This window comes from Microbacterium jejuense (genome assembly GCF_019511665.1).
In the GTDB taxonomy this organism is placed as follows: domain Bacteria; phylum Actinomycetota; class Actinomycetes; order Actinomycetales; family Microbacteriaceae; genus Microbacterium; species Microbacterium jejuense_A.
On the sequence record NZ_JAEUAW010000025.1, the window covers coordinates 1 to 23382 of the forward strand.

Sequence of the window (23382 nt, forward strand, 5' to 3'; positions counted from 1 at the left end):
GGACAGGCGCCGGGGGGCGCCTCCGGCGGGGGTGCCGGCGCGGGGGGCGCCGGCACCGCTGCCGTCCCGGTGACGGCGATCGGGATCGGCGTCGGTGCGCTCGCGGTGGCCGCCGCGGCCGCCGTCGCGATCGCGCTCGCACCTTCGTGGAGCGCGCCGGCCGAGCCGGCCATCTCGGCCGACGCGACCACGACGGATCGGGAGGATGCCGCCGACGCTGTCGACGCCCCGCCGGACGAGACGGGGGCCGAGCCCGTCGACGCCCCGGCGGAGGCCGTCGACGCGCCGGTGGCCGACCCGGTGCCCGTCAGTCCGCCGGCCCCCGCACCGGAGAGGTCCGCGCAGCCTGCTCCGTCGCCGTCGACACCTGCACCGGTGCCCAGCACGCCGGCGCCCACCCCGACGCCGACGCCGACGCCGGATCCCGAGCCCGTGGTGACCGCGACCGCACAGCTCGACGCCCCGGCCGATCTGGCGGCGCCTGTGCCCGCGCCCGTCAGCGGAAGCGGAGTCGCCGGCGCCGACGTCGTGCTGCTCGACGAGTCGGGCACCGTCCTCGCGCGCACGACGGCCGATGCCGCCGGCCGCTTCTCGGCGGCGATCCCCGGCGACCTGCTCCACGAGGGCATGACCGTGCGCGCGGTGCAGACGGCGGCCGGTCAGGAGCCGTCGGCGCCGAGCGCGCCCGTCGGCCCGTTCGCGATGCCCGTGCCGACGGTGACGTCGGCGGACGGCACGCTGGAGGCCCGACTCGAGAACCTCGACCTCGACTTCCAGGCCGACGATGTGACGCTGCTGCTCAGCGGACTGAGCGGCCACACGGTCGCCGTGTCGGTCGACGGCACCTGGACCGGCAACCTCCACACCCTCACCGGGACCCCGCTGCGCCGCGCCGTGTACAACGTGTCACCCGGCGACCACGTCATCGGCATCCGCTACGTCGATCCCGCCTCCGGCCGCGAGGGCCGCGTGTCGTACGTGACACTGCACGTCCTCACCCGCTGACACCCGGCCGGCGGGTGCCGGTCGTTGAGCGGAGCGCGCTCTGGCGCGCGCAGACGAAACGCGGACTGCCACGAGGTCGACCGTGCCGTCGACGCGTTTCGTCTCGCTCGTACCTCGCTCGCTCAACGACCGGGGGGTGTCGGTCGTTGAGCGGAGCGCGCTCTGGCGCGCGCAGACGAAACGCGGACTGCCACGAGGTCGACCGTGCCGTCGACGCGTTTCGTCTCGCTCGTACCTCGCTCGCTCAACGACCGGGGGGTCTCGCTCGTACCTCGCTCGCTCAACGGCCGGAACGCGAGCCGGCGAAGCGCGTGCACGAGCAGCCGCGGGTCGCGGCATCCACTCCCCCGCGTCAGCTGCCCATCGTGCCGGTCTGCACGGGACCGGCGGCGGGGCCGTAGCGCAGCTGCACGACGCCGAGCGGACCGGAGGTCGCAGGTTCGAGCAGCGTGACGTTCGCCGGGGCTGCCCCGTCGGGGAAGACCTTCTTGCCCTGCCCGAGCACCACGGGGTACACCCACAGGGTCAGCACGTCGAACAGCTGCTCGCGCAGCAGCGTCTGCGCGAAGTCGATGCTGCCGATCACGTGGATGCTGTCGTGCCGGTCGCGCAGCGCACGCACCTCGGCGGCGAGGTCGGGGCCGAGCAGCGACGAACCCTGCCACTCCAGCGCCGGCGTGCCGCGCGAGGCGACGTACTTGGGCACGGCGTCGAACTTGCGTCCGATGCCGCCCTCGGGGCCGTCGGTGTGGTGCGGCCAGTACCCCGCGAAGATGTCGTACGTGCGCCGACCGAGCAGCAGGGCGTCGAGCTCCTCGATGCCGTGGCCGATCGCCGCGCCGATCTGCTCGTCGGGGAAAGGCGCCTGCCAGCCGCCGAACGGGAACCCGTTCGACGGGTCCTCCTCGGGGCCGCCGGGCGCCTGCGCGACCCCGTCGAGCGTGGTGAACAGATCGATGTAGATGCGGCCGGTCATTGCCGCCTCCCTTCCACGTGGGGCTACGCGACGAGCATGACCCCGGGTTCGATGCGGAACGTCTGCGCGAACCGCTCCAGAAGCGTCGCGTCACCCGCGACGACGGCCAGCACCTCCTGATCGACGGCGTCGGCCGGGGTGAGCTCGCCCGAGATGAGGCGACGGATGCCGGGCCCCGCGGCGAACACCAGCTCGGGGTCGCCGGCGGTCGAGGCCTGGGTTCCGAGCTTCGGGTCGACCGGCCGTCCGGCGGGCTGCACCTGCGCGATGCGGAGTCCGTCGGCCGAAACCTGCACGCGCAGCACGACATCGCCCCCATCCGGCGAACCAGCGACGTGCAGCTCATAGTCGGCCGGAGGCAGGGCGGTGGCGGCATCCCCCCGAAAAGCCGTGCGCAGCGCCATCGTCAGCGAGTCCGCCGTGACCACGTCGTCGGGCTGCGGGTCGCCCATCTGCGCGAACCCCCACCGTCCGAGTGCGAGCACGATCGGCTCCAGCTCGCGGCCGTAGGGGGTCAGCTCGTACACGAGGCCGCAGTGCAGCAGCGGCACGCGGCGCACGACACCGCTCTCTTGCAGCTCTTTGAGTCGCGTCGAGAGGATGTTGGTGGGGATCTTGGGCAGGCCCTGCTTGAGGTCGGTGTACCGGCGGGGGCCGACGAGCAGATCGCGGACGATGAGCAGCGCCCACCGCTCCCCGATCAGCTCGACGGCGGTCGTGACCCCGCAGTACTGCCCGTAGCTGCGGGACGCCACCTACGCCTTCGCCTGCTCCGCCAGGTAGGCGTCGGGACCCTGCTCGACGGCCGCCGGCTCCATGAAGAAGAACTCGACGCCGTTGCCGTCGGGGTCGTCGAGGTCGCGGCTGTACATGAAGCCGTAGTCCTTGGGCTCGGTGGGCTCGCTGCCCCCGGCCGCGATGCCCGCGGCGATGATCTCGTCGACGGCTTCGCGCGACTCGCGGCTGAGCGCGATGAGCACCTGCGCGTGCGTGCGGGGGTCGACCGTCTTCTTGTCGGTGAAGGTCGCGAAGTACTCGTTCGTCACCGCCATGAAGTACACGTTGTCGTCCCACACGATGCACGCGGCGTTGTCGTCGGTGAACTGCGGGTTCAGCGTGGCGCCGAGCGCCGTGTAGAAGGCCTTGGAGCGCTCGAGGTCGCTCGTCGGGATGTTGACGAAGATGTGCGTCATTGCCGTGCTCCTTGGTTGCGGCGCCGGCTATCCCGGCGGCGGTGGAACCATGGTTGCAAAAAGCAAGCGTGCTTGTCAATAACAAGTTCCTCCCTCCTCTCCCCCGCAAGACGGATGCCGCAGCCCGGCGGGGTCCGTAGCGTGGAGGCATGTCCGTCCCGACACCCGTGCCGTCGCCCCGGCGCACGCCGCCCACATCGCGAGAGCTGCGCGGCGACGTCTGGCTCGCCGCCGCACTGTTCGTCGCCGCGGTGCTCAGCACCGCCCTCGGATCGGTCGCCGGCGTCTACGGCGACGACGCCGCGCACGGCACGCAGTGGGCGCTGCTGTACTCGTTCGGACTCACGGCGCCCCTGGCGGTCCGGCGCCGGTACCCCGAGATCGTCGTAGTGGCGGTGGCGGTCGTCTTCTTCGTGGGCGTCACCTTCCGCGTCCCCGACCTCTACGTCGCCAACGTCTCGATGTTCATCGCGATGTACACCGTCGGCGCGTGGGTCGACGACCGTCGCCGCGCCATGTGGGTGCGCGCGGCGGTCATCGTGGGCATGTTCATCTGGCTGATCGTCACGATGTTCGAGGCGGCCATCGATCCCTCCGACGACGCCCTGTCGAAGGCCGGGCTGTTCTCGCCGTTCGCGGCGATGATGCTCATCCAGCTGCTCATCAACGCGGCGTTCTTCGGCGGCGCGTACTACATGGGCGACCGCGCCTACGCCGCCGCGCTGGAGCGGGGCGCGCTCGAAGAGCGCACGCATGAGCTCGAACGCGAACGCGAGGTGACCGCCGCCCAGGCCGTCGCCCTCGACCGCGTGCGCATCGCTCGCGAGCTGCACGACGTCGTCGCGCACCACGTCTCGGCGATGGGTGTGCAGGCGGGTGCGGCCCGCGCAGTGCTCGAGCGGGATCCGGATGCCGCCCGCTCGGCGCTCCTCGGCGTCGAGGCGTCGGCGCGCTCGGCGCTGGGCGAGCTGCGCCAGCTGCTCGAGACGCTGCGCACGTCCGCCGCCGACCCGGACGCCGGATCCACCGTGCACCTGTCGGGCCTGCCCGACCTCGTCGCCCACGCGAACGACAACGGGCTCCCCACGACGCTGACGGTCGTCGGCGACCCCGTGCCGCTCCCCGACCTCGTGCAGGTGAACGTGTACCGCATCGCGCAGGAGGCGCTCACGAACGCGCGCCGCCACGGCGGACCCGATGCCGCCGCCGACGTCCGCCTGCGCTACAGCGACGATGCGGTCGAGCTCGAGGTGGTCAACACCGGCCGCGCGGTCGCGGCGCCCATGCGGCCCGGACTGGGCCTGGTCGGCATGCGCGAGCGCGCCGCGGCATCCGGCGGCGAGCTCGAGACGCGGCCGCGCTCGCGCGGCGGGTTCCTCGTGAGGCTGCGGGTGCCGCTCGACGCCAACGCCGAGGTCACCGCGTGAGCGCGCCGATCCGCGTGCTGCTGGTCGACGACCACGCCGTCATGCGCGCCGGATTCCGCATGATCCTCGAATCGGCGGGCGACATCGTCGTCGTCGGCGAGGCCGCGACCGGCGTGGAGGCGGTGGCGGCGGCATCCACGCTCCGCCCCGACGTGATCAGCATGGACGTGCAGATGCCCGCGATGGACGGACTCGAGGCGACGCGGCGCATCGTCGCCGACACCGGCATCGAGTCGGCGGTCGTCGTGGTCACGACGTTCGACCGCGACGACTACCTGTTCGACGCGCTGGCCGCGGGCGCGTCGGGATTCCTGCTCAAGAACGCCGGCCCCGAAGAGCTCATCGCCGCGGTGCGCGTCGCCGCCGCCGGCGACGCGCTGCTCGCCCCGGAGGTCACGCGGCGCGTGATCGCCCGGTTCGCCACGCCTCCCGCGTCGCTGCCGGACCCGCCCCGCGAGCGGGCTCGCCCCGCGGTCGACCTGACGGAGCGCGAGGCGGAAGTGCTGCGCCTCGTCGCACAGGCCATGAGCAACGCCGAGATCGCGCAGCGCCTGTACATCGGCGAGGCGACGGTCAAGACCCATGTGTCGAACGTGCTGCAGAAGCTCGGCGCCCGCGACCGGGTGGCGGCAGTGGTGTACGCGCACCGCCACGGGCTGGCCTGACCGCTGCCGACTGTCCGCGAGAGGCGTTTCGTCTTCGGTCGCCAGAGCGACCTCCGCTCAACGACCGAGAACCCGGTTCCGCTCGTTGAGCGAGCGAGGAACGAGCGAGACCCGGGTTCCGGTCGTTGAGCGAGCCAGGAACGACCGAGAACCGGGTTCCGGTGGTTGAGCGAGCAAGGAACGAGCGAGAACCGGGTTCCGGTCGTTGAGCGAGCGAGGAACGAGCGAGACGAAACGCCCCGGGCGGACCAACGACTCGGGGTGAGACGACGGGATGCCTCGGCCCGAGTCCACGAGGACTCCAGGGCCGAGGCATCCATCGGCTGGAACGGGGCCGGCACATGGCCGGCCCACGACGGGGCTCAGGCCGCGACGGCGACCGGGGCGTAACGCTCGACGAGGGCGGTGAAGGCCTCGAGGTAGGCGACGAGGAACTCGGCGGTCTGCTCGTTCGTGACCTCGCCGGTCTCGGTGAACAGGCCGGGCGTCGTCTGCACGTAGCCCTCGGGCTGGCCGAGCGTCGGGGCGTTGTAGTGGCTGAGGATCGCCTTGAGGTGCTGCTGCGCTGCAGCGGTGGCGATGCCGCCGCCCGACGTGCCGATGACGGCGGTGGGCTTGCCGTCGAAGGAGCCCTGGCCCCACGGGCGGGCGGCCCAGTCGAGCGCGTTCTTGAGCACGCCGGGGATGGAGCGGCTGTACTCGGGAGTCACGATGATGACGCCGTCGACGTCGGCGATCGCCTGCTTGAAGTCACGCGCGACCTGCGGATAGTCGGCGTCATGGTCGGGCGAGTAGAACGGGAGGTCCTTGATCGGGATCTCGACGAGCGTGGTGCCCGCGGGCGCGAGACGCTCGAGCGCCTTCGCGAGGCGCCGGTTGATCGAGGTCGACGAGATGCTGCCGACGATGTAGCCGATGGTCCGGTCGGTCATGTGTCCTTCTCCTTCACGACGAAAAAGGTCCACGGCGAGGATCCACCGTGGACGTTCCAACTTCATGCAAGCACATGAACCTGGGGTCTATTCCGATGTATGCAAAACGCGTTCACACGACACCCGGGCGGGCCTCCACCGCACGGCGGACGCGGCGGAATCCGTCGCACGGGGGAGGACGCGCCGCCCCAGCCTCCGTAGCCTCGACTGCGGGGGAACGAGAGGAGTCAGGATGCTGCAGCTGAGCGGTGTCACCAAGAGCTACGGCGGGCGCCGCGCACTCGACGGGGTGTCGTTCGACGTGCGGCAGGGCCGGCTCACCGGCTTCGTCGGCGGCAACGGCGCCGGCAAGACCACCACCATGCGCATCGTGCTGGGCGTGCTGGCGAAGGATGCCGGAACCGTCACGCTCGACGGCGCCGAGGTGACGGCATCCGATCGCCGACGCTTCGGCTACATGCCCGAAGAGCGCGGGCTGTACCCGAAGATGAAAGTGCTCGAGCACATCGTGTACCTCGCGCGCCTGCACGGATTCTCGAAGGCGGATGCCACGACCCGCGCCCGCACGCTGCTCGAGCAGCTCGGGCTCGGCGAGCGCCTGAACGACAACGTCGAGACCCTGTCGCTCGGCAACCAGCAGCGCGCGCAGATCGCCGCCGCGCTCGTGCACGACCCCGAGGTGCTGATCCTCGACGAGCCGTTCTCGGGTCTCGACCCGCTCGCGGTGGACGTCGTCGCCGGCGTGCTGCAGGAGCGGGCCAAGGCCGGCGCCGCGGTGCTGTTCTCGTCGCACCAGCTCGACGTCGTCGAGCGCCTGTGCGACGACCTCGTCATCATCGCGGGCGGCACGATCCGGGCCGCCGGCGCCCGCGACGCACTGCGCGCCCAGCACTCCACCCGCCGGTTCGAGCTCGTGTCGGCCGGCGACGCCGGCTGGCTGCGCTCCGAGCCCGGCGTCGAGGTGCTCGACTTCGACGGCGGGTACGCGGTGTTCGACGCCGACAGCGACGAGACGGCCCAGCGAGTCCTGCGCCGGGCCGTCGCACAGGGGGATGTCGCGAGCTTCGCGCCGCAGCATCCCTCCCTCGCCCAGATCTTCAAGGAGGTCATCCAGTGAGCACCGCACCTGCGAACACCGGGCTCGGCGCCCCGCAGGCCATCTGGCTCGTCGCCGAACGCGAGATCGCGTCGAAGCTGCGCAGCAAGGCATTCGTGATCTCGACGGCGATCCTGCTGCTCGGCGCCCTGGCGCTGGTCATCTGGGGCGGCGTCCAGGCCGCCAACCAGACGGGCACCCCCGTCGCCGTGACGGCCGACGCGCAGCAGTACATCGAGGGCGTCCCCGGGCTGGAGGTCACCGACGTCGCCGACAAGGCCGCCGCCCAGGCGCTCGTCGAGGACGGCACGGTCGACGCCGCCGTCGTGGCCGACTCGTCGTCACCGCTGGGGTTCGCGGTGATCGCCGACGATTCCGCGCCGACGCAGCTGATGCTGTCGCTCGCGCAGCTGCCGCCGGTCGAGCTGCTGAATCCCGAGGGCGGCGAGGCCGCCGCGCTCGGCTACATCGCCGCGATCGGCTTCGGCATCGTGTTCCTGCTGGCCGCGTCGCTGTTCGGCAGCACCATCGCTCAGAGCGTCGTGGAAGAGAAGCAGACGCGCGTGGTCGAGCTGCTGATCTCGGCGATCCCCGTGCGGTCTCTCCTGGCGGGCAAGGTCATCGGCAACACGATCCTCGCGATGGGCCAGATCCTGCTGCTCGCCTCGATCGCGATCATCGGCCTCACGGTCACCGACCAGACGGCCCTGCTGCAGGGGCTCGGAGCGCCGATCGCCTGGTTCGCGATCTTCTTCCTGTTCGGCTTCATCCTGCTCGCATCGCTGTTCGCGGCGGCGGCATCGATGGTGTCGCGTCAGGAAGACATCGGCTCGACCACGATGCCGATCACGATGCTGATCATGGCCCCGTACTTCCTCGTGATCTTCTTCAACGACAACCCGCTGGTGCTGACGATCATGTCGTACGTGCCGTTCTCGGCCCCCGTCGGCATGCCGATGCGCATCTTCCTCGGTCAGGCGCAGTGGTGGGAGCCGCTCGTGTCGCTCGTGATCCTCATCGCGACCTGCGTAGGCGCCATCCTCGTGGCGGCGCGCATCTACCAGAACTCGCTGCTGCGCATGGGCGGCCGTGTGAAGCTCGCCGAGGCGCTCGCCGGCTGACGCCGGAGAAGAGTGGATGCCGCGCGCACATGCGTGCGGCATCCACTCGGTTCTCGCCGCCCGAATCGACATCCGCCGCCGGTTCGACGCCGGGACACGGTTCGCGCTGTCGAAACCGTCAAGCGCTGTCGAAAGCTTCGGGCGCGAATGCCGATTTCGGCAGCGCGAAGGTGGGAGCTCCCGCCCGGCGTGCCCGCGGTCACCGGCTCGGAGCCGAGGCATCCCTCGTGGTCAGGGTCGGGTGGCGAGCTCGTCGGCCGCCACGCGCACGACGGGCCGTGACGCCACGGCGAGGGAGCGCACCCGCGCGGCGTAGGCGGTGATCGCCAGCGTGGTGAAGAGGTAGATCACAGCCGCCTGCAGGGCGTACGCGGGATAGTCGATGATCCACAGCGGAGCAGTGGGGTCGGCGGCGGCAGCGGGGTTGTCGTGCACGTACGGCACGACCGCACCGACGGCGTAGCCGGCGATCTGCCCGGCGACGTAGATCACGGCGAACAGGACGAGGGCGAGCCAAGCCTGCCCGCGCCTCGTCCGCCACACCCGGCGGGTGGCGCGGAGGGCCGTCCGCGGCTGCCACGCGCCATCGACCGGCGCCCCGAATGCACTCAGGACGGGGCTCAGGATCACCGCGACGGCGACCAGCGCGAACAGCGCGAGCACACCGATCATCAGGAGCGACTCGCTGCCGGCGCGGCTGCGCATGAGCTGGGGCACGAGCAGGAGGGCGAGCAGCGGCAGGCATCCGAGACCGACGGCCGCCCAGACGCGGAAGAAGACGAGAGGTCGCATGACGTCAGCCAACCGCCCCGGCTCCGGTGCCGGTATCGGGCCAGCCCCCGGATGTGGGCACGGGCGGGCCGCGCCCCGAGAACTGGGGGGCGACAGTACACTGAGTGCCATGCATGGGCAGCGGCGATTTCGTCACCCCCGGCCGGGATATGGCCGCGGGGTCTTCGACGTGCGCCGATAGCGCATCAGGTCTCCGCAGGTACGGCCGGGGGGAGTGCTTACTTCACCAGCCTGCGACGATTCCGGAGACCTCCTCATGTCCACGCCCTCTGCCGCCTACCTGACCCCTGAACAGCTGCGCCGAGCCCTGAGCGTTCGCGACCTCGCCGACCCCGCGCAGGGTCCGCACGCCATCCAGGCTCTGCTCGAGGCCGTCGTCACCGCCTTGCGGTCCGAGTGGAACTGCTCTGTCCGTCTCGTCCGAAGCTCGCCGGTGGTCCCGGTGCGCGACAACTACGACCGCCTGGGATACGACCCGGACGACGTCACGCGCGCCCAGCGATACACGCGGTATCTGAGTCCGACCGTCATGCTGCGCAGCCACACCAGCGCCGATCTGCCGACGGCGCTCGAAAGCTATGCGGGCCGCAGCGACGTCGTCGACGAGCTGATCGTGGTCCCCGGCCTGGTCTACCGGCGCGACGTCGTCGACCGCAGCCACGTCGGCGAGCCGCACCAGGTGGACCTGTGGCGCATCCGCAGCACGCCGACCACCGACGACGACATGCTGACGATGATCGGTCTTCTCGTGTGCGCCGTGCTTCCCGGCGCGCAATGGCGTGCGACCGACGTCACGCACCCGTACACGGTCGGCGGGCGACAGATCGATGTCCTCCACAACGGCGAATGGTTCGAGCTGGCCGAGTGCGGACGCATCCACCCCGACGTGCTGCGCGGATCCGGACTCGATCCCGAGCAGTGGTCCGGGCTCGCGCTCGGCATGGGGCTGGAGCGCGCTCTCATGCTCAGGAAGGGGATCCCCGACATCCGGTACCTGCGCGCCGACGACCCGCGCATCGCGTCCCAGATGCTCACGCTGGACGCGTGGCAGCACGTCTCGCCCCTGCCTGCGACCCGACGTGACATCTCGGTCGTGGTGAGCGAGGAAGAAGACGAAGAGACCCTGGGCGACCGGATCCGCACCGCGCTCGGTGACGACGCCGACGTGATCGAGTCCGTCGTGGAACTCAGCCGGACACCGCACGATGATCTGCCCGAGGCTGCGCGCACTCGTCTGGGCACGCAGCGTGGCCAGGTCAACGTGCTGTTGCGGATCGTCCTTCGCCCCATCGACCGCACGCTCACCGCCGTGAGAGCCAACGAGATCCGCAACACGATCTACGAGGCCGTCCATGAGGGACCGGCGATGGAGCTCATCTGAGCAGAAGGCCGGCGGTTCACTCCCCCAGCATCTGCGGCGTCATCACGCCGACCGAGATGACGTTCCCCGCCGGGTCGCGGAACCACGCCATGTCGGGCCCGCCCATGAACCCGCGCGAGATGCCCTTCTCGTCGGTGCCGAAGTCGGGGTCGGTGTAGATCTTCGTCACGACGCCGCGCGCGTTGAGGTCGTCGACGGCGGCGTCGATGTCGTCGACTCCGAAGTTCAGGATCGTGAAGACCGCGGGCTCATGGTCCTCCTTCGGGTACACGAAGACCGAGCCGCCCGCGGGCAGCTTGAACGTGAACCCTCCGCCCATCTCCTCCCAGACGGTGACGTCGAGTCCCAGGGTGTCGCGGTAGAAGGCGACGGCCTCTTCGACGTCGGGGACGGCGAAGCTCGAATACGCCTGCTTTGTGGTGAACATCTCATCCTCCCAATGGTCGTTCCCGGATCCACGATCCTCTTGCCTCGGGAGGCTGTCCAGGGGCCTCAGCGTTCGACGAGGATGCCGTCGGCATCGGCCCACACGTGACGCCCGGGCGTGAACGCCACGCCCGCGATCGTGACGGTGACATCGACCTCGCCGACGCCCTCCTTGGCGCTCTTGCGCGGGTTCGAGCCGAGCGCCTTCACGCCGAGGTCGAGGCCCGCGAGCGCCTCGCGATCGCGGATCGCGCCGTGCACGATGAGTCCCGCCCAGCCGTTCGCGACAGCGGAGGCGGCGATGAGGTCGCCCACGAGGGCGGACTCCAGCGAGCCGCCCCCGTCGATCACGAGCACGGCGCCGTAACTCGGCGTCGCGAGCAGCTCCTTGACGAGCGCGTTGTCGCGATGGCACCGCACCGTCCGCACGGGGCCGTCGAACGTGCGGCGCCCGCCGAGGTCGTGGAACTGCAGGGCGAGCGCGTCGAGCTCGTCGCCCCGTTCGTCGTAGAGGTCTGCGGTGGCGATCGTCATGCGGCCAGGCTAGGGCGAGGGATGCCGCACCCGCCGCTGACGCGAGGCAGAAGATCGCGCGTCTTTCTGCCGTCGCGCAGTTTCAGCGGGCCGCGGGCGGGTTGTGGTCGGGGTGGAGCACGCTGAAGAACGAGTACGTGTCGCCGTCCGCATCGGGGCCGCGCTCCTTGAACTCGTTGACGAGCTCGTAGAGGCGATGCTGGAACTCGTCGCGGTGCTCGGCGTTCACCTTGAGGCCCATCCAGGTCGCGTCGAGCTGGTCGTCGGGCACGCCCTGGATCTGCTGCAGGAACGTCTCGATGAGCACGGGCGAGCCGCCCGGCATGGAGGTGCGCCACGACAGCCCGGTGGCTCGGTACGGCACCTCGCGGGCACCCTGCGCCCCGCTGCGCTCGGGCTCGGCGGCCAGGTACCCGGTCTGCACGAGTGTGCGGACGTGGTGCAGCATCGTGCCCGGGTTCATGCCGAGCAGCTCGGCGAGCTCCTTGTTGGTGCGGGATTCGAAGGCGCACAGCCGCAGCACGCGCAGACGCAGCGGCGAGCTCAGCGCGCGCATGCGCGCCTCGGCCTCGGGGTCGCCGTGGCGCAGCTCGATCCGCTCTTCGCCGCTCGTCACGCCCTCAGCGTAGCAATACTGATTGACAGATCTCAATCAGTGGCTCACACTGATTGACATGTCCCAATCAGATGAGCCCCCGGCGGTCGACGTAGACCCCGGAGCACTCGCCGAAGCCCGGGCCGAGGCATCCACTGCCGCCACGCGCGGAGGCGTGGACGACGCCATCGAAGCGGATCAGGATGCCGCACGCACAGCTCCCGCGGCGCCGGCGGCTCCGAAGGGGTCGCTGTGGCGCGACCGCAACTTCCTCACGCTGTGGAGCGGCCAGGCGCTCAGCCAGTTCGGCGCGCAGATCACCGAGCTCGCGATCCCGGTGCTCGCCGTGCTCATGCTCGACGCGTCGGAGTGGGAGGTCGGCGTCCTCAACGCCGCGCAGGTCGCGGCCTTCCTCGTCGTCGGTCTTCCCGCCGGCGCCTGGATCGACCGCATGCGCAAGCGTCGCGTGATGATCTGGGCCGACGCCATCCGCGCCGTCGCCCTCGCGACGCTCCCAGTGCTGGCGCTGCTCGGCATGCTGCAGATCTGGCACATGATCGTCGTCGCCCTCATCATGGGCGTCGCGACGGTGTTCTTCGACGTGTCGTACCAGAGCATCATCCCGTCGCTCGTGCGGACGGATCAGATCGCCGAGGCGAACGGCAAGCTGCAGTCCACGTACGAGCTCGCCAACATCGCCGGACCTGGCATCGGCGGCTGGCTCATCGGCGTGCTGACCGCGCCCATCGCCATCTTCGCCACGGTCGGCACCTACGCGGCGTCGTTCGTCGCGCTGCTGTTCACGCGCGACCACGAGCAGCTGCGCGCCCCCGAGGACCACAAGCCCCTCGTCCACGAGATCGGCGAGGGTCTGCGCTGGGTGTTCGGCAATCCGCTGCTGCGCCGCATCGTCGGCACGACGGGGACGGCGAACTTCTTCGGCACGATCGCGCAGACCCTTGTGCCGATCTTCGTGCTGCGCGAGCTCGGCCTCAGCCCCCAGATGTTCGGCATCGTGTTCTCGCTGTCGGCCGTCGGCGGCCTGGTCGGGGCCGTCGCCACGCCGCGGATCATCGCGCGCGTCGGCGAGGCGCGGGCGATCCCGATCAGCGCTGCCGCGTTCAGCCTCGCCCCGCTGTTCCTTCCGGCGATCTCGCTCGTGCCCGCCTTCGCCTTCCCGCTGCTGGTGGTGCAGGGCTTCATCATGAGCTTCACGATCCTGCTCTACAACATCACGCAGGTGACCTTCCGCCAGCGGATCACCCCGCCGCGGCTGCTCGGCCGCATGAACGCGTCCATCAGGTTCGTGGTGTGGGGCGTCATGCCGATCGGCGCCCTGCTGGCGGGCGCCCTCGGCACGTGGATCGGCACGGTCCCCACGATCTGGATCGCTGCCGTCGGCGAGCTGCTGGCCGGTCTCTTCGTCATCATCGGCCCCTTCTGGACGATGCGCGACCTGCCCGACGCCCACGCCGACCACGCGGACGCCGCGACCGGCTGACCCCGGAACCAGGATGCCTCGGCCCGTCGTGCAGGTCGGGTCGAGGCATCCGCCCTCTCAGCCGCCGGGCGTACCCCACGCATCCGATCCCAGCAAGACGATGCGTGAGCCGCGCCGAGCGTGCTTAGGTTGCTGCATGACGGCCCGCATCGTCTCGATCGGCACGGCGGTTCCTCGCACCGAGCTCCGGCAGGAGGACGTGCGAGACCTCTTCGCGGCGCAGGAGGGTCTCGACCGGCTCACGCGTCGCCGCATCCAGGCCGTCTTCGACGCGGCCGACATCCGACGCCGGCACACCGTGCTGGCCGAACTGGGCACGGACGCGGACGTTCGGATGCCGGGAGCCCCGGCGTTCCTCGACGCGGGGCGCGGCATCCTCTCCCCCTCCACCGGCGAGCGCAACGACCTCTTCATCGCGGCCGCGCCCGAGCTGGCGGCGAAGGCCGCGCGCGCCGCGCTCGCCGAGGGCGCGGTCGACGCCGCCGAGGTGACGCACGTCGTCACCGTGTCGTGCACGGGGATGTTCGCGCCCGGTCTCGACCACCGGCTCGTACGCGATCTCGGCCTCCCGCCGAGCGTCGAGCGCTGTCATCTCGGGTTCATCGGGTGCGCCGCAGCGCTGCCCGCCCTGCGTGTCGCGTCGGCGCTGGCGGCGACCCGGCCCGCCGCCGTCGTCCTGGTGGTGTGCCTGGAACTGTGCTCGCTGCACCTGCGGCGGTCGAGCGATCCGCAGCAGATCGTGGCGGCGTCGGTCTTCGCCGACGGAGCGGCCGCCGCCGTCGTGACCTCGGACGCGGCGACAGGGCGAGCCGGCGGATTCGACCTGGACCGGTTCGGATCCACCCTCACGAGCGAGGGCGAGACCGACATGGTCTGGACGATCGGCGACCACGGCTTCGAGATGGTGCTGTCGGCGGAGGTGCCGCGCATCATCGGCCGCGAGATCCGCGGAGCGGTCGGGCGGTTCCTGGGCGACGACGCGCCGCCGGAGGTGTGGGCCGTCCACCCCGGCGGCCGCAGCGTGCTCGACCGCGTCGAGTCGGGGCTCGAGCTGCCGCCTGAAGCCCTCGCGGCCTCGCGGACGGTGCTGCGCGAGTACGGCAACATGTCGAGCGCGACGATCCTCTTCATCCTCGAGGCACTCCTGCGCGACGAGAGCGTGGACGACGGCGCGCGCATCGCCGGCCTCGCGTTCGGCCCCGGCCTCACCGTCGAGTCGGCGATGCTGACCCGTCGCCGCCCCCACGCCCGCGCAGCGGCAGGCGACCGGGTCGCACTGGCGGCATCCGCGTGAGCCCCCTGACGTCCGACGGCGGCGAGGCACGCCGATGAGCCTCGCCGTGCGCGACGATGAGCTCGCGGAGCTCATGGACGACCCGGCGTGCGATCCGGTTCAGCTGGAGGCCACGCTGCGGCGATTCGGCACGATCAACCGGCTGGTCTCGGGGTGGGGCCGGACGTACCGCACGTGGCTGCGCCCGCACCTGGCCGCGCTCGGCCGGCCCGCGCGCGTGCTCGACATCGGCTCGGGCGGGGGCGACCTCGTCGTCCGCCTCGCCGCCGCCGCGCGCCGCGACGGGCTCGAGGTCGCATGGACGGGCATCGACCCCGACCCGCGCGCCCACGCCGTCGCCACGGCGCGCGACGAGGTCCCGGGGGTGACCTTCCGCCGCGCGGACGCCGCCGCGCTCGTCGGCGAGGACGAGGCGTTCGACGCCGTCCTCTCCAACCACGTGCTGCATCATCTGGGCCCCGCGCTGCCCGCCTTCGCCGACGAGTCGCTCGCGCTCTCGCGCGGCATCGTCCTGCACAGCGACATCGAACGATCGCGGCTCGCCTACGGGCTGTACGCCGTCGGCGTCACGCCGTTCGCCCCCGGCACGTTCCTGCGGACGGACGGGCTGCGCTCGATCCGCCGCAGCTACACGCGGGCCGAACTCGCGGCGGCACTGCACGACGGCGGATCCGACGCGTGGTCGGTGGTCGCGCCCGCGCCGTTCCGAGTCCTGGCCGTCGGGCGTGGCCGTGCGTGACGTCACGATCGTCGGCGCGGGCCCCGTCGGGATGCTGCTCGCCGGCGATCTCGTGCGACAGGGCCTCGACGTGGCACTGCTCGAGCGTCGCACCGTGGCCGGCGAGGGCACCCGGGCCATCGGCATCCACTCCCCCGTCCTCGCGGCGCTGGAGCCCTCAGGCGTCACCGACCAGCTGCTGAGCCACGCCCTGCGGGTGCGGCGGGGCGAGGCGCGGCGCCGTGGACGGCTGCTGGGAACGGTGCGCTTCGATGCCCTGACGACGCGGTTCCCCTTCGTGGCGACGCTGCCCCAGTCCCGCACCGAGGAGGTGCTCGGCGCACGCGCTCCCGAGCCGCTGCGCGGGGCCCGCGCGCTCGCCGTCATTCCTCGCGGCGACGCGGTCGTCGTGCGCGCCGCGCTGCAGGGCCGGATCATCGAGATGGAGAGCCGGCTCGTCGTCGTGCCGGCGGGTGCGGGCGGTCGCGAACTCGTCTTCCGGCCCGGTGCCGTGCCCGCGCGCGAGTATCGCGACCGGTACCTGATGACGGATGCCGCCGCCCCCGGTGGCGCGGATGCCGAGGTGGCGGTGGTCCATCTCGACCCCGACGGCGTGCTCGAGTCCTTTCCGCTGCCAGGAGGGCGGCGCCGCTACGTGGCATGGGACGCGCCCGATGGAGACGATGGCCCGGACGCGCGACGGGAGCGCCTGCGCGCGGCGCTCGTGCGCCGGGGCGAGCCGGAGGCCGCGGCCGCTGTGTCGGGCGCGACCTCGTTCGGCGTGCGCCGGGTCGTCGCCCCGCGCCTGCGCCGCGGGCGCATCTTCGCGATCGGCGACACGGCACACGAGGTCAGCCCGATCGGCGGCCAGGGCATGAACCTCGGCCTGCTGGACGCCGCGACCCTCGCGCCGCTGCTGGTGGAGTGGGTCCGTGAGGGTGGCGCGCCGCCTGCCGGGCTGGAGCGGTGGGAGGCGCGGCGCGTCGTCTCGGCCCGGCGCGCGGCGGCGCTGGCGTTCGCGAACACCGCGCTGGGCCGCCCCCTGGGCACCGCCGACGGCCCGCGACGCGGAGTCGTGCGGGCGATGCTCGCACCGCCCACCGCGCAGCTGTTCGCACGCGCCTACGCGATGGGCTTCGACCTCGACGCGTGACACGGCGCGCGCGGCGACGGCGCGGCGGGTCAGGCGGCCAGCGCGCTGCCCGACGCCACGAGCTGCGCGGCCAGCAGCAGCGCGGCGAGCATCACAAGACGGAAGAGCGCACGCGTCGGCGGTCGCGTGATCGCACGGCACGCGGTGACGGCAGCCACCACCACGACCGCCGCGAAGAACACCCACGACACCGGCGACACCGCCGCGAGGTCACCGCCCGCCGCCCCGAGCAGCACCGCGACCGCCCCCGCGACGACGGACAGGGCGGCCGCCACCGCCGACGCTCGCGGCCCGAGCCGGTGCGGCAGGCCGCGAACGCCGGTGCGGGCGTCGTCGTCGAGGTCGGGCAGCACGTTCGTCAGGTGCACGGCGGCGCCGAGCGCGGCACCGGCGAGCCACGCCCAGCTGGCGGCGAAGGCCGGGACGGGCGCCGAGAGGGTCGCGAGCGAGGGGAACAGGCCGAAGCTCACGAGGAACGGCACGATCGACCACGGCGTGGACTTGAGCCCGGCGTTGTACGCGAGGGCCGAGCCCAGCGCGAGGGCATGCGCCGTCAGCATGCGCCAGCCGAGGAACGCCGAGAGCACGAGGGCGACCGCCAGCAGCGCCGCCGAGGCTGCCCACGCGACCGAGACGGCCACGTCGCCGCGCGCCAGGGGCTTGTCGGTGCGTCCGACCTCGCGATCGCGCGCGGCATCGAACGCGTCGTTCGAGACGCCGACCGACAGCTGGCCCGCGAACACCGCGACCGTCAGCAATGCCAGGCGCCCGGCATCCAATCCCGTCGCGAGACCGAGCGCCAAGGCGAGCGCGGACACCACCAGCGTGGGGCCCGGATGCGAAGAGCCCCACAGGGCGCGGACGGTGCGCACGTGTCGATGCTCTCACGCGCCTGCCCGCGCACCGCCCGGGTCGATGCCGGGAATGCTCCAGAGGTGCATGCGGTTGCATGCACCTGGGCCGACGGCGTCCCGGCACATCGCACGACAGCTGAGGAGACAGCCCATGTCCACCGTCATCGACCGCACCGCCGAGACCGACGCCCCCATCATCGACATCCTCGCCGAGCGCTGGAGCACGCGCATCTTCGATCGCGACGCCGTCATCGACGAGGCCGCGCTCGCGAGCGCGCTCGAAGCCGCCCGCTGGGCGCCCACGGCTGCCAACACGCAGGCGTGGCGCGTGATCGTCGCCCGCCGCGGATCGGACTCGCACGCGGCCGTGCTCGCCGCGCTCGCCGGCTTCAACAGCGCGTGGGCGGGCGACGCGTCGGCGCTCGTCGTCTTCGTCGCCGAGACGACCCGCGACGGCCAGCCGATGCCGTGGGCGCAGTACGACACCGGCCAGGTCGCCGCGCACTTCACGGTGCAGGCGCACGCCGACGGCCTCTCGACCCACCAGATGGGCGGCTTCGACCGCGCCGCGATCTCGGCGGCCTTCGGCCTGAGCGACGACTTCACGCCGATCACGGTCATGGCCGTGGGCGAGCTCGGCGACATCCGCGCCGCCGGCCCCGAGCTGCAGGCGCGTGAGACCGCGCCGCGCGTCCGCCGGCCCGTCGCCGAGTCTGTCGTCGTGAACGACTGAGCCGCGCCGGCCGCACGAAACGGATGCCTCGACCGCAACCTGCGGCCGAGGCATCCGTCATTCCACATCCCGAATCGAATTCGGGACGACTGCCCAGGGTCAGTCGTCGAGCAGCTCGGCCTCGATCACGTCGTCGTCCGCGGCGGCACTGGACGACGGACCGTCGCTCGTGAGCACGAGCTGCGAGCCGTCGGCGGCCACGTCGACGCGCACGACGTCGCCGTCGCGCACGCCGCCCGACAGCAGCGCCATCGCCAGGCGGTCCTGGATCTCGGACTGGATGAGGCGGCGCAGCGGCCGGGCGCCGAACACCGGGTCGTACCCGCGCTCGGCGAGCCACGCGCGCGCGTCGGGCGTCACCGCGAGCGTCAGTCGGCGGTCGTGCAGGCGCCGGTGCAGCGCGTCGACCGCCAGCTCGACGATCTGCGCGAGGTCGTCCTCGCTGAGCGCCGAGAACATCACGATGTCGTCGAGGCGGTTGAGGAACTCCGGCTTGAACGCCTGCCGCACGATCGCCATGACCGACTCGCGCTTCTGCTCGGTCGACAGCGTCGGGTCGATCAGGATCGGCGAGCCGAGGTTCGACGTGAGGATCAGGATCACGTTCGAGAAGTCGACCGTGCGCCCCTGACCGTCGGTGAGGCGGCCGTCGTCCATGACCTGCAGCAGCACGTCGAACACCTCGGGGTGCGCCTTCTCGACCTCGTCCAGCAGCACGACCGAGTACGGGCGCCGGCGGACGGCCTCCGTCAGCTGACCGCCCTGCTCGTAGCCGATGTACCCGGGAGGGGCGCCGACCAGGCGCGAGACGGAGTGCTTCTCGCCGTACTCCGACATGTCGATGCGCACCATGGCGTGCTCGTCGTCGAAGAGGAACTCGGCGAGCGCCTTGGCGAGCTCGGTCTTGCCGACGCCGGTCGGCCCGAGGAACAGGAACGAGCCGGTCGGGCGACCCGGGTCGCTGATGCCGGCGCGCGAACGGCGGACGGCGTCCGACACCGCCTTGACGGCATCCTTCTGCCCGATCAGGCGCTTGCCGAGCTCGGCCTCCAGGTGCAGCAGCTTCTCGGTCTCGCCCTGCAGCAGGCGGCCGACCGGGATGCCGGTCCACGCCGCGATGACCGCCGCGATGTCTTCGTCGGTGACCTGCTCGTTGACCATGCGGTCACCCGCGGGCTCTTCGCGCTCGGCCTCGACGAGCTGCCGCTCCAGCGCCGGGATCTCGGCGTACAGCAGGCGCGACGCCTTCTCGAGGTTGCCCTCGCGCTGCGCGCGCTCGGCCTCCATGCGCGCGGCGTCGAGCTTGGTCTTGAGGTCGCCGACGCGGTTGAGCGACGCGCGCTCGCGCTCCCACCGGTCCTGCAGCTCGCCGAGCCGGGCCTGCTCGCCCGCGAGCGTCTCCCGCAGCGTGGCGAGGCGCTCCTTGGATGCGTCGTCCTTCTCCTTCTTGAGCGCGAGCTCCTCCAGCTTCAGGCGGTCGACGTGCCGGCGCAGCTCGTCGATCTCCAGCGGTGCGGAGTCGATCTCCATGCGCAGGCGCGACGCGGCCTCGTCGATCAGGTCGATGGCCTTGTCGGGCAGCTGACGGCTCGGGATGTAGCGGTGGCTGAGAGATGCCGCGGCCACGAGCGCCGTGTCGGCGATGGCCACCTTGTGGTGGGCCTCGTACCGCTCCTTCAGACCGCGCAGGATCGCGACGGTGTCTTCGACCGACGGCTCGCCCACGTACACCTGCTGGAAGCGGCGTTCGAGCGCGGCATCCTTCTCGATGAACTCGCGGTACTCGTTGAGCGTGGTCGCGCCGATCAGGCGCAGCTCCCCGCGCGCGAGCATCGGCTTGAGCATGTTGGATGCTGCGACCGACCCCTCGCCGCCACCCGCGCCCATGAGCACGTGCAGCTCGTCGATGAACGTGATGATGCGCCCGTCGGACTCGGTGATCTCTTTGAGGACGCTCTTGAGGCGCTCCTCGAACTGCCCGCGGTACATCGCGCCGGCGACGAGCGCCGAGATGTCGAGGGTCACGAGCTCCTTGTTCTTGAGCGACTCGGCGACATCGCCCGCGACGATGCGCTGGGCCAGGCCCTCGACGACGGCGGTCTTGCCGACGCCGGGCTCGCCGATGAGCACGGGGTTGTTCTTGGTGCGGCGGGTCAGCACCTGGCTGACGCGTCGGATCTCGCTGTCCCGCCCGATGACCGGGTCGAGCTTGCCCTGCCGGGCGCGGTCGGTGAGGTTGATGCCGAACTGCTCGAGGGCGCTCTGCGCCTCCTCCTGTCCGGGCTGTTGCGTGGCGTTCATGTGTCTCCTGAAATCTGTGAGGCTTCAAAGTTGAGCCGTCTTGACTCAAGTTTACCAAGCGAGGGATGCCGCGGCAAGACGCCTCAGCTCCCACGCGGCTCCCGCGGCCCGTCCCGGGGCTCGGCACGCAGCTCTTCGCGAGCGTCGTCGTATGCGCGCCGCAGGGCCGCGCCCACCCACTCGGAGCCGCGGTAGATGTTGGCCTCCCCCATCTCGCCGCGCAGGCCGCCGGCCTCCAGCTGCCGGATGACGCGGGCCTCGCTGACGACGAGCTTGAGACTCGACTCCCTCGCGCGCAGCTCATGGGCGTACCGCCGGAGCACCTCCACGAAGGCCAGCCCCACCTCGTCGGTGCCCCGGAGCCGCACGATGACGATCGAGCGCGTCGACTCGGGGGTGACCTCGGGCAGCTGGCGCTCGAACGTCGGGGCACTCGCGAAGAACAGACTGCCGTACGGCTGCAGCACGACGATCTCATTCGGCGGAACCTCGGCCGGCGGGTCGATCTCGCGCATGCGGCCGTCGTCGGCGAACACGACCCGGCGCACCCGCACGCGGTTGGACTGCTGCGCGACGAACATGATGATGCCGAGCCCCACGCCGGCGAGCACGGCGAACTGCAGCGGGATCAGCAGCGTGAGCACGAACGTCACGGCCATGACGACGGTCGGCAGCGGGCCGCTCCTGATGACCGAGTAGACGCGGCTGGGCTTGATGGCGGTCACGCCCACGACGATCAGCAGCCCCGCGAGCGCGGGCATCGCGATGTATGCGACGAGCCCTGACGCGAGCAGGATCACCAGTGACATCACGACGCCGGCGACGAAGTACACGAGTCGGGTCCGCGCTCCGGCCGTCGCGACGAGCGCCGAGCCCGACGACGACCCGCCGACCGGCATCCCGCGGAACAGGCCCGACACGATGTTGCCCGCGCCCTGCCCGATGAAGTCGCGGGAGGTGTCTGCGGGCTTTCCGTCGCGAGTGGGGATGCCGGACGACACCCCCGCGCCCTGCACCATCGCGACGAACGCCAGCGAGATCGCCGGCAGCAGCACGAACCCGACGTCGTCGAGGCTGGGCAGCACCGGTGTGGGCAGCGAGCCCGGGACGGCCACGAGATCGCGCAGGAGCGTCACGGGCGTGGCGACCCACAGGTCGAGCATGACGGCGGCGATCGACCCGACCACGACGGCGACCACGAGCGCGAGCGCGCCCACACGGGTGTTCTGCAGCAGCACGATGATCAGGACCGTGATCGTGCCGACGACGACGGCGGCGAGACTCCAGTCGCGCACGTGGACGACCAGGTCGATCGTCTTCACGATGCGGTTGCCGCCGTGCGACGCGTACCCGGTGAAGTTCGACAGCTGTCCGAGCACGATGTTGACGCCGACGGCGGTCACGAACCCGGTCATGACGGCCGTCGGCACGAACCGCACGAGCCGTCCGGCGCCCAGCAGGCCCGCCGCCACGAGGATCACGCCGCTCATGATGGTCAGCGTGTAGAGGGCTCGGTCGGGGTCGGCGAGGGTCTCGAGCCCGGCGTCCGACACGATGAGGGCCATCGCACCGGTGACCTGCACGGTCATGAGCGCGCTGCTGGTGAACAGTGCGGCGCCCACCATGCCGAAGAGGTGCCCGTAGAGGCCGGCGAGCGGATTGAGTCCCGACAGCAGCCCTTGCGCCAGCCCGTCGGGAACGCTCTCGACGCCGAGCGTCAGCCCCGCCACGAGGTCGCGGCGCAGTGTCTTGCGCGAGAACCACGCGCGCGGATCGAACCCCACGTTGCCACGCTAGCGAACGGGTGCGGCGCTGTCGCGAAGGCTGCCGCCCACCGCACCCGCGAGAAGGCGCATCTCCGTCACGCCTTCGCCGAGATCAGGAACGCCCGCTACGCGACGGATTCGAGAGCGGATGCCTCGACCGCCGCGACCTCGGAGGCCGCGGCATCCATCTCGTCATCGGCGCACGCGAAGCGGGCGCGATACGCGGTGGGCGTGGTGCCGAGCACCCTCGCGAAGTTCTGCCGCAGCACCGCGGCGGACCCGAACCCGCTCTCGTACGCGATGCGGTCGAGCCCGAGATCGGTCTTCTCGAGCAGGCGCTGCGCGTGGATGATGCGCTGCCGCGCGAGCCAGGCCGCAGGCGTCGCGCCATGGTCGGCCTTGAAGCGGCGGGCGAACGTGCGCGGAGACATGTGCGCCTTCGCCGCGAGCTGGTCGACGGTGAGGTCGAGGCGGAGGTTGTCGAGCATCCAGTCGGTGACCGGGGCGAGCGAGAGCGATGTCGTCGCGGGGAGCGGGCTCGCGATGAACTGCGCCTGCCCGCCGTCGCGCTGCGGGGGCACGACCATGCGCCGGGCGATCTTGTTCGTGAGCTCGGCACCGAGCTCCTGCCGCAGCAGGTGCAGGCACGCGTCGATGCCGGCGGCGGTGCCGGCGCTCGTGATGATGCGGCCGTCCTGCACGTACAGCACGTCGGGATCGACCTCGATCGCGGGGTACATCGACGCCATGACGTGGGCGTACATCCAGTGGGTCGTGGCCTTTCGGCCGTCGAGCACGCCCGCCTCGGCGAGGATGAACGAGCCGCTGCACACGCTCAGCACCCACGCGTCGCGCGCGACGGCGGCGCGCACGGCGTCTCGCACGCGGGGGTCGGTGTGGCCCCAGTACTCGCGGGGCG

The 23382-nt window shown here is 71.6% G+C and carries 23 protein-coding genes; 11 read left to right on the forward strand and 12 right to left on the reverse strand.

The features are described from left to right. Positions 1–1005, forward strand: a 1005-nt coding sequence (locus JNB62_RS18650) for an Ig-like domain-containing protein (RefSeq protein WP_223231266.1), incomplete at its 5' end; no start/stop codon positions are given. A 352-nt stretch (positions 1006–1357) separates the two neighbouring features. On the opposite strand, the gene JNB62_RS18655 is transcribed toward JNB62_RS18650, so the two are convergent. From JNB62_RS18655 to JNB62_RS18665, 3 genes are read right to left on the reverse strand one after another with little or no spacing between them, the layout of a single operon-like run. Further along, complete coding sequence (locus JNB62_RS18655; RefSeq protein ID WP_220302387.1) at positions 1358–1981, reverse strand: dihydrofolate reductase family protein; 624 nt, start codon at positions 1979–1981, stop codon at positions 1358–1360. A gap of 23 nt (positions 1982–2004) precedes the next feature. After that, on the reverse strand, positions 2005–2736 hold the full coding sequence (locus JNB62_RS18660; protein ID WP_220302388.1) for a winged helix-turn-helix transcriptional regulator: 732 nt from the start codon (positions 2734–2736) through the stop codon (positions 2005–2007). Beyond that, a complete protein-coding gene (locus JNB62_RS18665) occupies positions 2737–3174 on the reverse strand; it encodes a VOC family protein (protein ID WP_220302389.1) in 438 nt (145 codons plus the stop codon). Between the two features lie 149 nt (positions 3175–3323). Between JNB62_RS18665 and JNB62_RS18670 the strand changes: the two genes are divergently transcribed. Further along, positions 3324–4601 (forward strand): sensor histidine kinase, encoded by a 1278-nt coding sequence (locus JNB62_RS18670; RefSeq protein WP_220302390.1) that lies wholly within the window; start codon positions 3324–3326, stop codon positions 4599–4601. Beyond that, a complete protein-coding gene (locus JNB62_RS18675; RefSeq protein ID WP_220302391.1) occupies positions 4598–5266 on the forward strand; it encodes a response regulator in 669 nt (222 codons plus the stop codon). The genes JNB62_RS18670 and JNB62_RS18675 overlap by 4 nt, the downstream gene beginning before the upstream one ends. A gap of 362 nt (positions 5267–5628) precedes the next feature. On the opposite strand, the gene JNB62_RS18680 is transcribed toward JNB62_RS18675, so the two are convergent. Continuing rightward, positions 5629–6198 (reverse strand): NADPH-dependent FMN reductase, encoded by a 570-nt coding sequence (locus JNB62_RS18680; protein WP_220302392.1) that lies wholly within the window; start codon positions 6196–6198, stop codon positions 5629–5631. Positions 6199–6430: 232 nt separating this feature from the next. On the opposite strand from JNB62_RS18680, the gene JNB62_RS18685 reads away from it, so the two are divergent. Beyond that, complete coding sequence (locus JNB62_RS18685; protein WP_220302393.1) at positions 6431–7315, forward strand: ABC transporter ATP-binding protein; 885 nt, start codon at positions 6431–6433, stop codon at positions 7313–7315. Then, positions 7312–8415 (forward strand): ABC transporter permease, encoded by a 1104-nt coding sequence (locus JNB62_RS18690; protein ID WP_220302394.1) that lies wholly within the window; start codon positions 7312–7314, stop codon positions 8413–8415. Before JNB62_RS18685 ends, JNB62_RS18690 begins: the two co-directional genes overlap by 4 nt. 231 nt (positions 8416–8646) lie before the next feature. On the opposite strand, the gene JNB62_RS18695 is transcribed toward JNB62_RS18690, so the two are convergent. Beyond that, positions 8647–9207, reverse strand: a complete 561-nt coding sequence (locus tag JNB62_RS18695) for a hypothetical protein (protein ID WP_220302395.1) — start codon at positions 9205–9207, stop codon at positions 8647–8649. 256 nt (positions 9208–9463) lie between these two features. Between JNB62_RS18695 and srmL the strand changes: the two genes are divergently transcribed. Then, positions 9464–10588, forward strand: a complete 1125-nt coding sequence (gene srmL / locus JNB62_RS18700) for a PheS-related mystery ligase SrmL (RefSeq protein ID WP_220302396.1) — start codon at positions 9464–9466, stop codon at positions 10586–10588. Between the two features lie 16 nt (positions 10589–10604). Here srmL and JNB62_RS18705 read toward each other — a convergent pair whose 3' ends face one another. From JNB62_RS18705 to JNB62_RS18715, 3 genes are all read right to left on the reverse strand, one after another. Further along, positions 10605–11015: a VOC family protein gene (locus tag JNB62_RS18705; RefSeq protein WP_220302397.1), complete on the reverse strand. Its 411-nt coding sequence runs from the start codon at positions 11013–11015 to the stop codon at positions 10605–10607. A gap of 65 nt (positions 11016–11080) precedes the next feature. Beyond that, positions 11081–11548, reverse strand: a complete 468-nt coding sequence (gene rraA / locus JNB62_RS18710) for a ribonuclease E activity regulator RraA (protein WP_220302398.1) — start codon at positions 11546–11548, stop codon at positions 11081–11083. Positions 11549–11630: 82 nt separating this feature from the next. Then, a complete protein-coding gene (locus JNB62_RS18715) occupies positions 11631–12164 on the reverse strand; it encodes a winged helix-turn-helix domain-containing protein (protein WP_220302399.1) in 534 nt (177 codons plus the stop codon). Between the two features lie 58 nt (positions 12165–12222). Here JNB62_RS18715 and JNB62_RS18720 point away from each other — a divergent pair, with 58 nt between their 5' ends. The 4 genes from JNB62_RS18720 (at position 12223) to JNB62_RS18735 (ending at position 16809) form a co-directional block, all read left to right on the forward strand. Further along, a complete protein-coding gene (locus JNB62_RS18720; RefSeq protein ID WP_220302400.1) occupies positions 12223–13644 on the forward strand; it encodes an MFS transporter in 1422 nt (473 codons plus the stop codon). Between the two features lie 136 nt (positions 13645–13780). After that, positions 13781–14938, forward strand: coding sequence for a type III polyketide synthase (locus JNB62_RS18725; RefSeq protein WP_220302401.1), 1158 nt, complete (start codon positions 13781–13783; stop codon positions 14936–14938). 34 nt (positions 14939–14972) lie between these two features. Continuing rightward, positions 14973–15677 (forward strand): methyltransferase domain-containing protein, encoded by a 705-nt coding sequence (locus JNB62_RS18730; RefSeq protein ID WP_220302402.1) that lies wholly within the window; start codon positions 14973–14975, stop codon positions 15675–15677. Continuing rightward, positions 15664–16809, forward strand: a complete 1146-nt coding sequence (locus tag JNB62_RS18735) for an FAD-dependent oxidoreductase (protein ID WP_308291848.1) — start codon at positions 15664–15666, stop codon at positions 16807–16809. The genes JNB62_RS18730 and JNB62_RS18735 overlap by 14 nt, the downstream gene beginning before the upstream one ends. Positions 16810–16838: 29 nt before the next feature. Here JNB62_RS18735 and JNB62_RS18740 read toward each other — a convergent pair whose 3' ends face one another. Continuing rightward, positions 16839–17681: a UbiA family prenyltransferase gene (locus JNB62_RS18740; protein WP_220302403.1), complete on the reverse strand. Its 843-nt coding sequence runs from the start codon at positions 17679–17681 to the stop codon at positions 16839–16841. A gap of 133 nt (positions 17682–17814) precedes the next feature. On the opposite strand from JNB62_RS18740, the gene JNB62_RS18745 reads away from it, so the two are divergent. Beyond that, a complete protein-coding gene (locus tag JNB62_RS18745) occupies positions 17815–18396 on the forward strand; it encodes a nitroreductase family protein (protein ID WP_220302404.1) in 582 nt (193 codons plus the stop codon). 99 nt (positions 18397–18495) lie between these two features. On the opposite strand, the gene JNB62_RS18750 is transcribed toward JNB62_RS18745, so the two are convergent. The 3 genes from JNB62_RS18750 to JNB62_RS18760 form a co-directional block, all read right to left on the reverse strand. Continuing rightward, positions 18496–20697 (reverse strand): ATP-dependent Clp protease ATP-binding subunit, encoded by a 2202-nt coding sequence (locus JNB62_RS18750; RefSeq protein ID WP_220302405.1) that lies wholly within the window; start codon positions 20695–20697, stop codon positions 18496–18498. Between the two features lie 83 nt (positions 20698–20780). After that, the gene (locus tag JNB62_RS18755) at positions 20781–22481 is read right to left on the reverse strand and encodes a SulP family inorganic anion transporter (RefSeq protein ID WP_220302406.1); all 1701 of its coding nucleotides are present in this window, start codon (positions 22479–22481) and stop codon (positions 20781–20783) included. Positions 22482–22588: 107 nt separating this feature from the next. Beyond that, a partial coding sequence (locus JNB62_RS18760; RefSeq protein WP_220302407.1) for a helix-turn-helix domain-containing protein occupies positions 22589–23382 on the reverse strand: 794 nt, incomplete at its 5' end.

Coding starts and splice junctions, on each gene's coding strand:
- JNB62_RS18720 (WP_220302400.1), top strand. CDS start 12,223: ATGTCCCAATCAGATGAGCCCCCGGCGGTCGACGTAGACCCCGGAGCA.
- rraA (WP_220302398.1), bottom strand. CDS start 11,548: ATGACGATCGCCACCGCAGACCTCTACGACGAACGGGGCGACGAGCTC.
- JNB62_RS18745 (WP_220302404.1), top strand. CDS start 17,815: ATGTCCACCGTCATCGACCGCACCGCCGAGACCGACGCCCCCATCATC.
- JNB62_RS18670 (WP_220302390.1), top strand. CDS start 3,324: ATGTCCGTCCCGACACCCGTGCCGTCGCCCCGGCGCACGCCGCCCACA.
- JNB62_RS18705 (WP_220302397.1), bottom strand. CDS start 11,015: ATGTTCACCACAAAGCAGGCGTATTCGAGCTTCGCCGTCCCCGACGTC.
- JNB62_RS18750 (WP_220302405.1), bottom strand. CDS start 20,697: ATGAACGCCACGCAACAGCCCGGACAGGAGGAGGCGCAGAGCGCCCTC.
- JNB62_RS18655 (WP_220302387.1), bottom strand. CDS start 1,981: ATGACCGGCCGCATCTACATCGATCTGTTCACCACGCTCGACGGGGTC.
- JNB62_RS18665 (WP_220302389.1), bottom strand. CDS start 3,174: ATGACGCACATCTTCGTCAACATCCCGACGAGCGACCTCGAGCGCTCC.
- JNB62_RS18725 (WP_220302401.1), top strand. CDS start 13,781: ATGACGGCCCGCATCGTCTCGATCGGCACGGCGGTTCCTCGCACCGAG.
- JNB62_RS18685 (WP_220302393.1), top strand. CDS start 6,431: ATGCTGCAGCTGAGCGGTGTCACCAAGAGCTACGGCGGGCGCCGCGCA.
- srmL (WP_220302396.1), top strand. CDS start 9,464: ATGTCCACGCCCTCTGCCGCCTACCTGACCCCTGAACAGCTGCGCCGA.
- JNB62_RS18680 (WP_220302392.1), bottom strand. CDS start 6,198: ATGACCGACCGGACCATCGGCTACATCGTCGGCAGCATCTCGTCGACC.
- JNB62_RS18730 (WP_220302402.1), top strand. CDS start 14,973: ATGAGCCTCGCCGTGCGCGACGATGAGCTCGCGGAGCTCATGGACGAC.
- JNB62_RS18695 (WP_220302395.1), bottom strand. CDS start 9,207: ATGCGACCTCTCGTCTTCTTCCGCGTCTGGGCGGCCGTCGGTCTCGGA.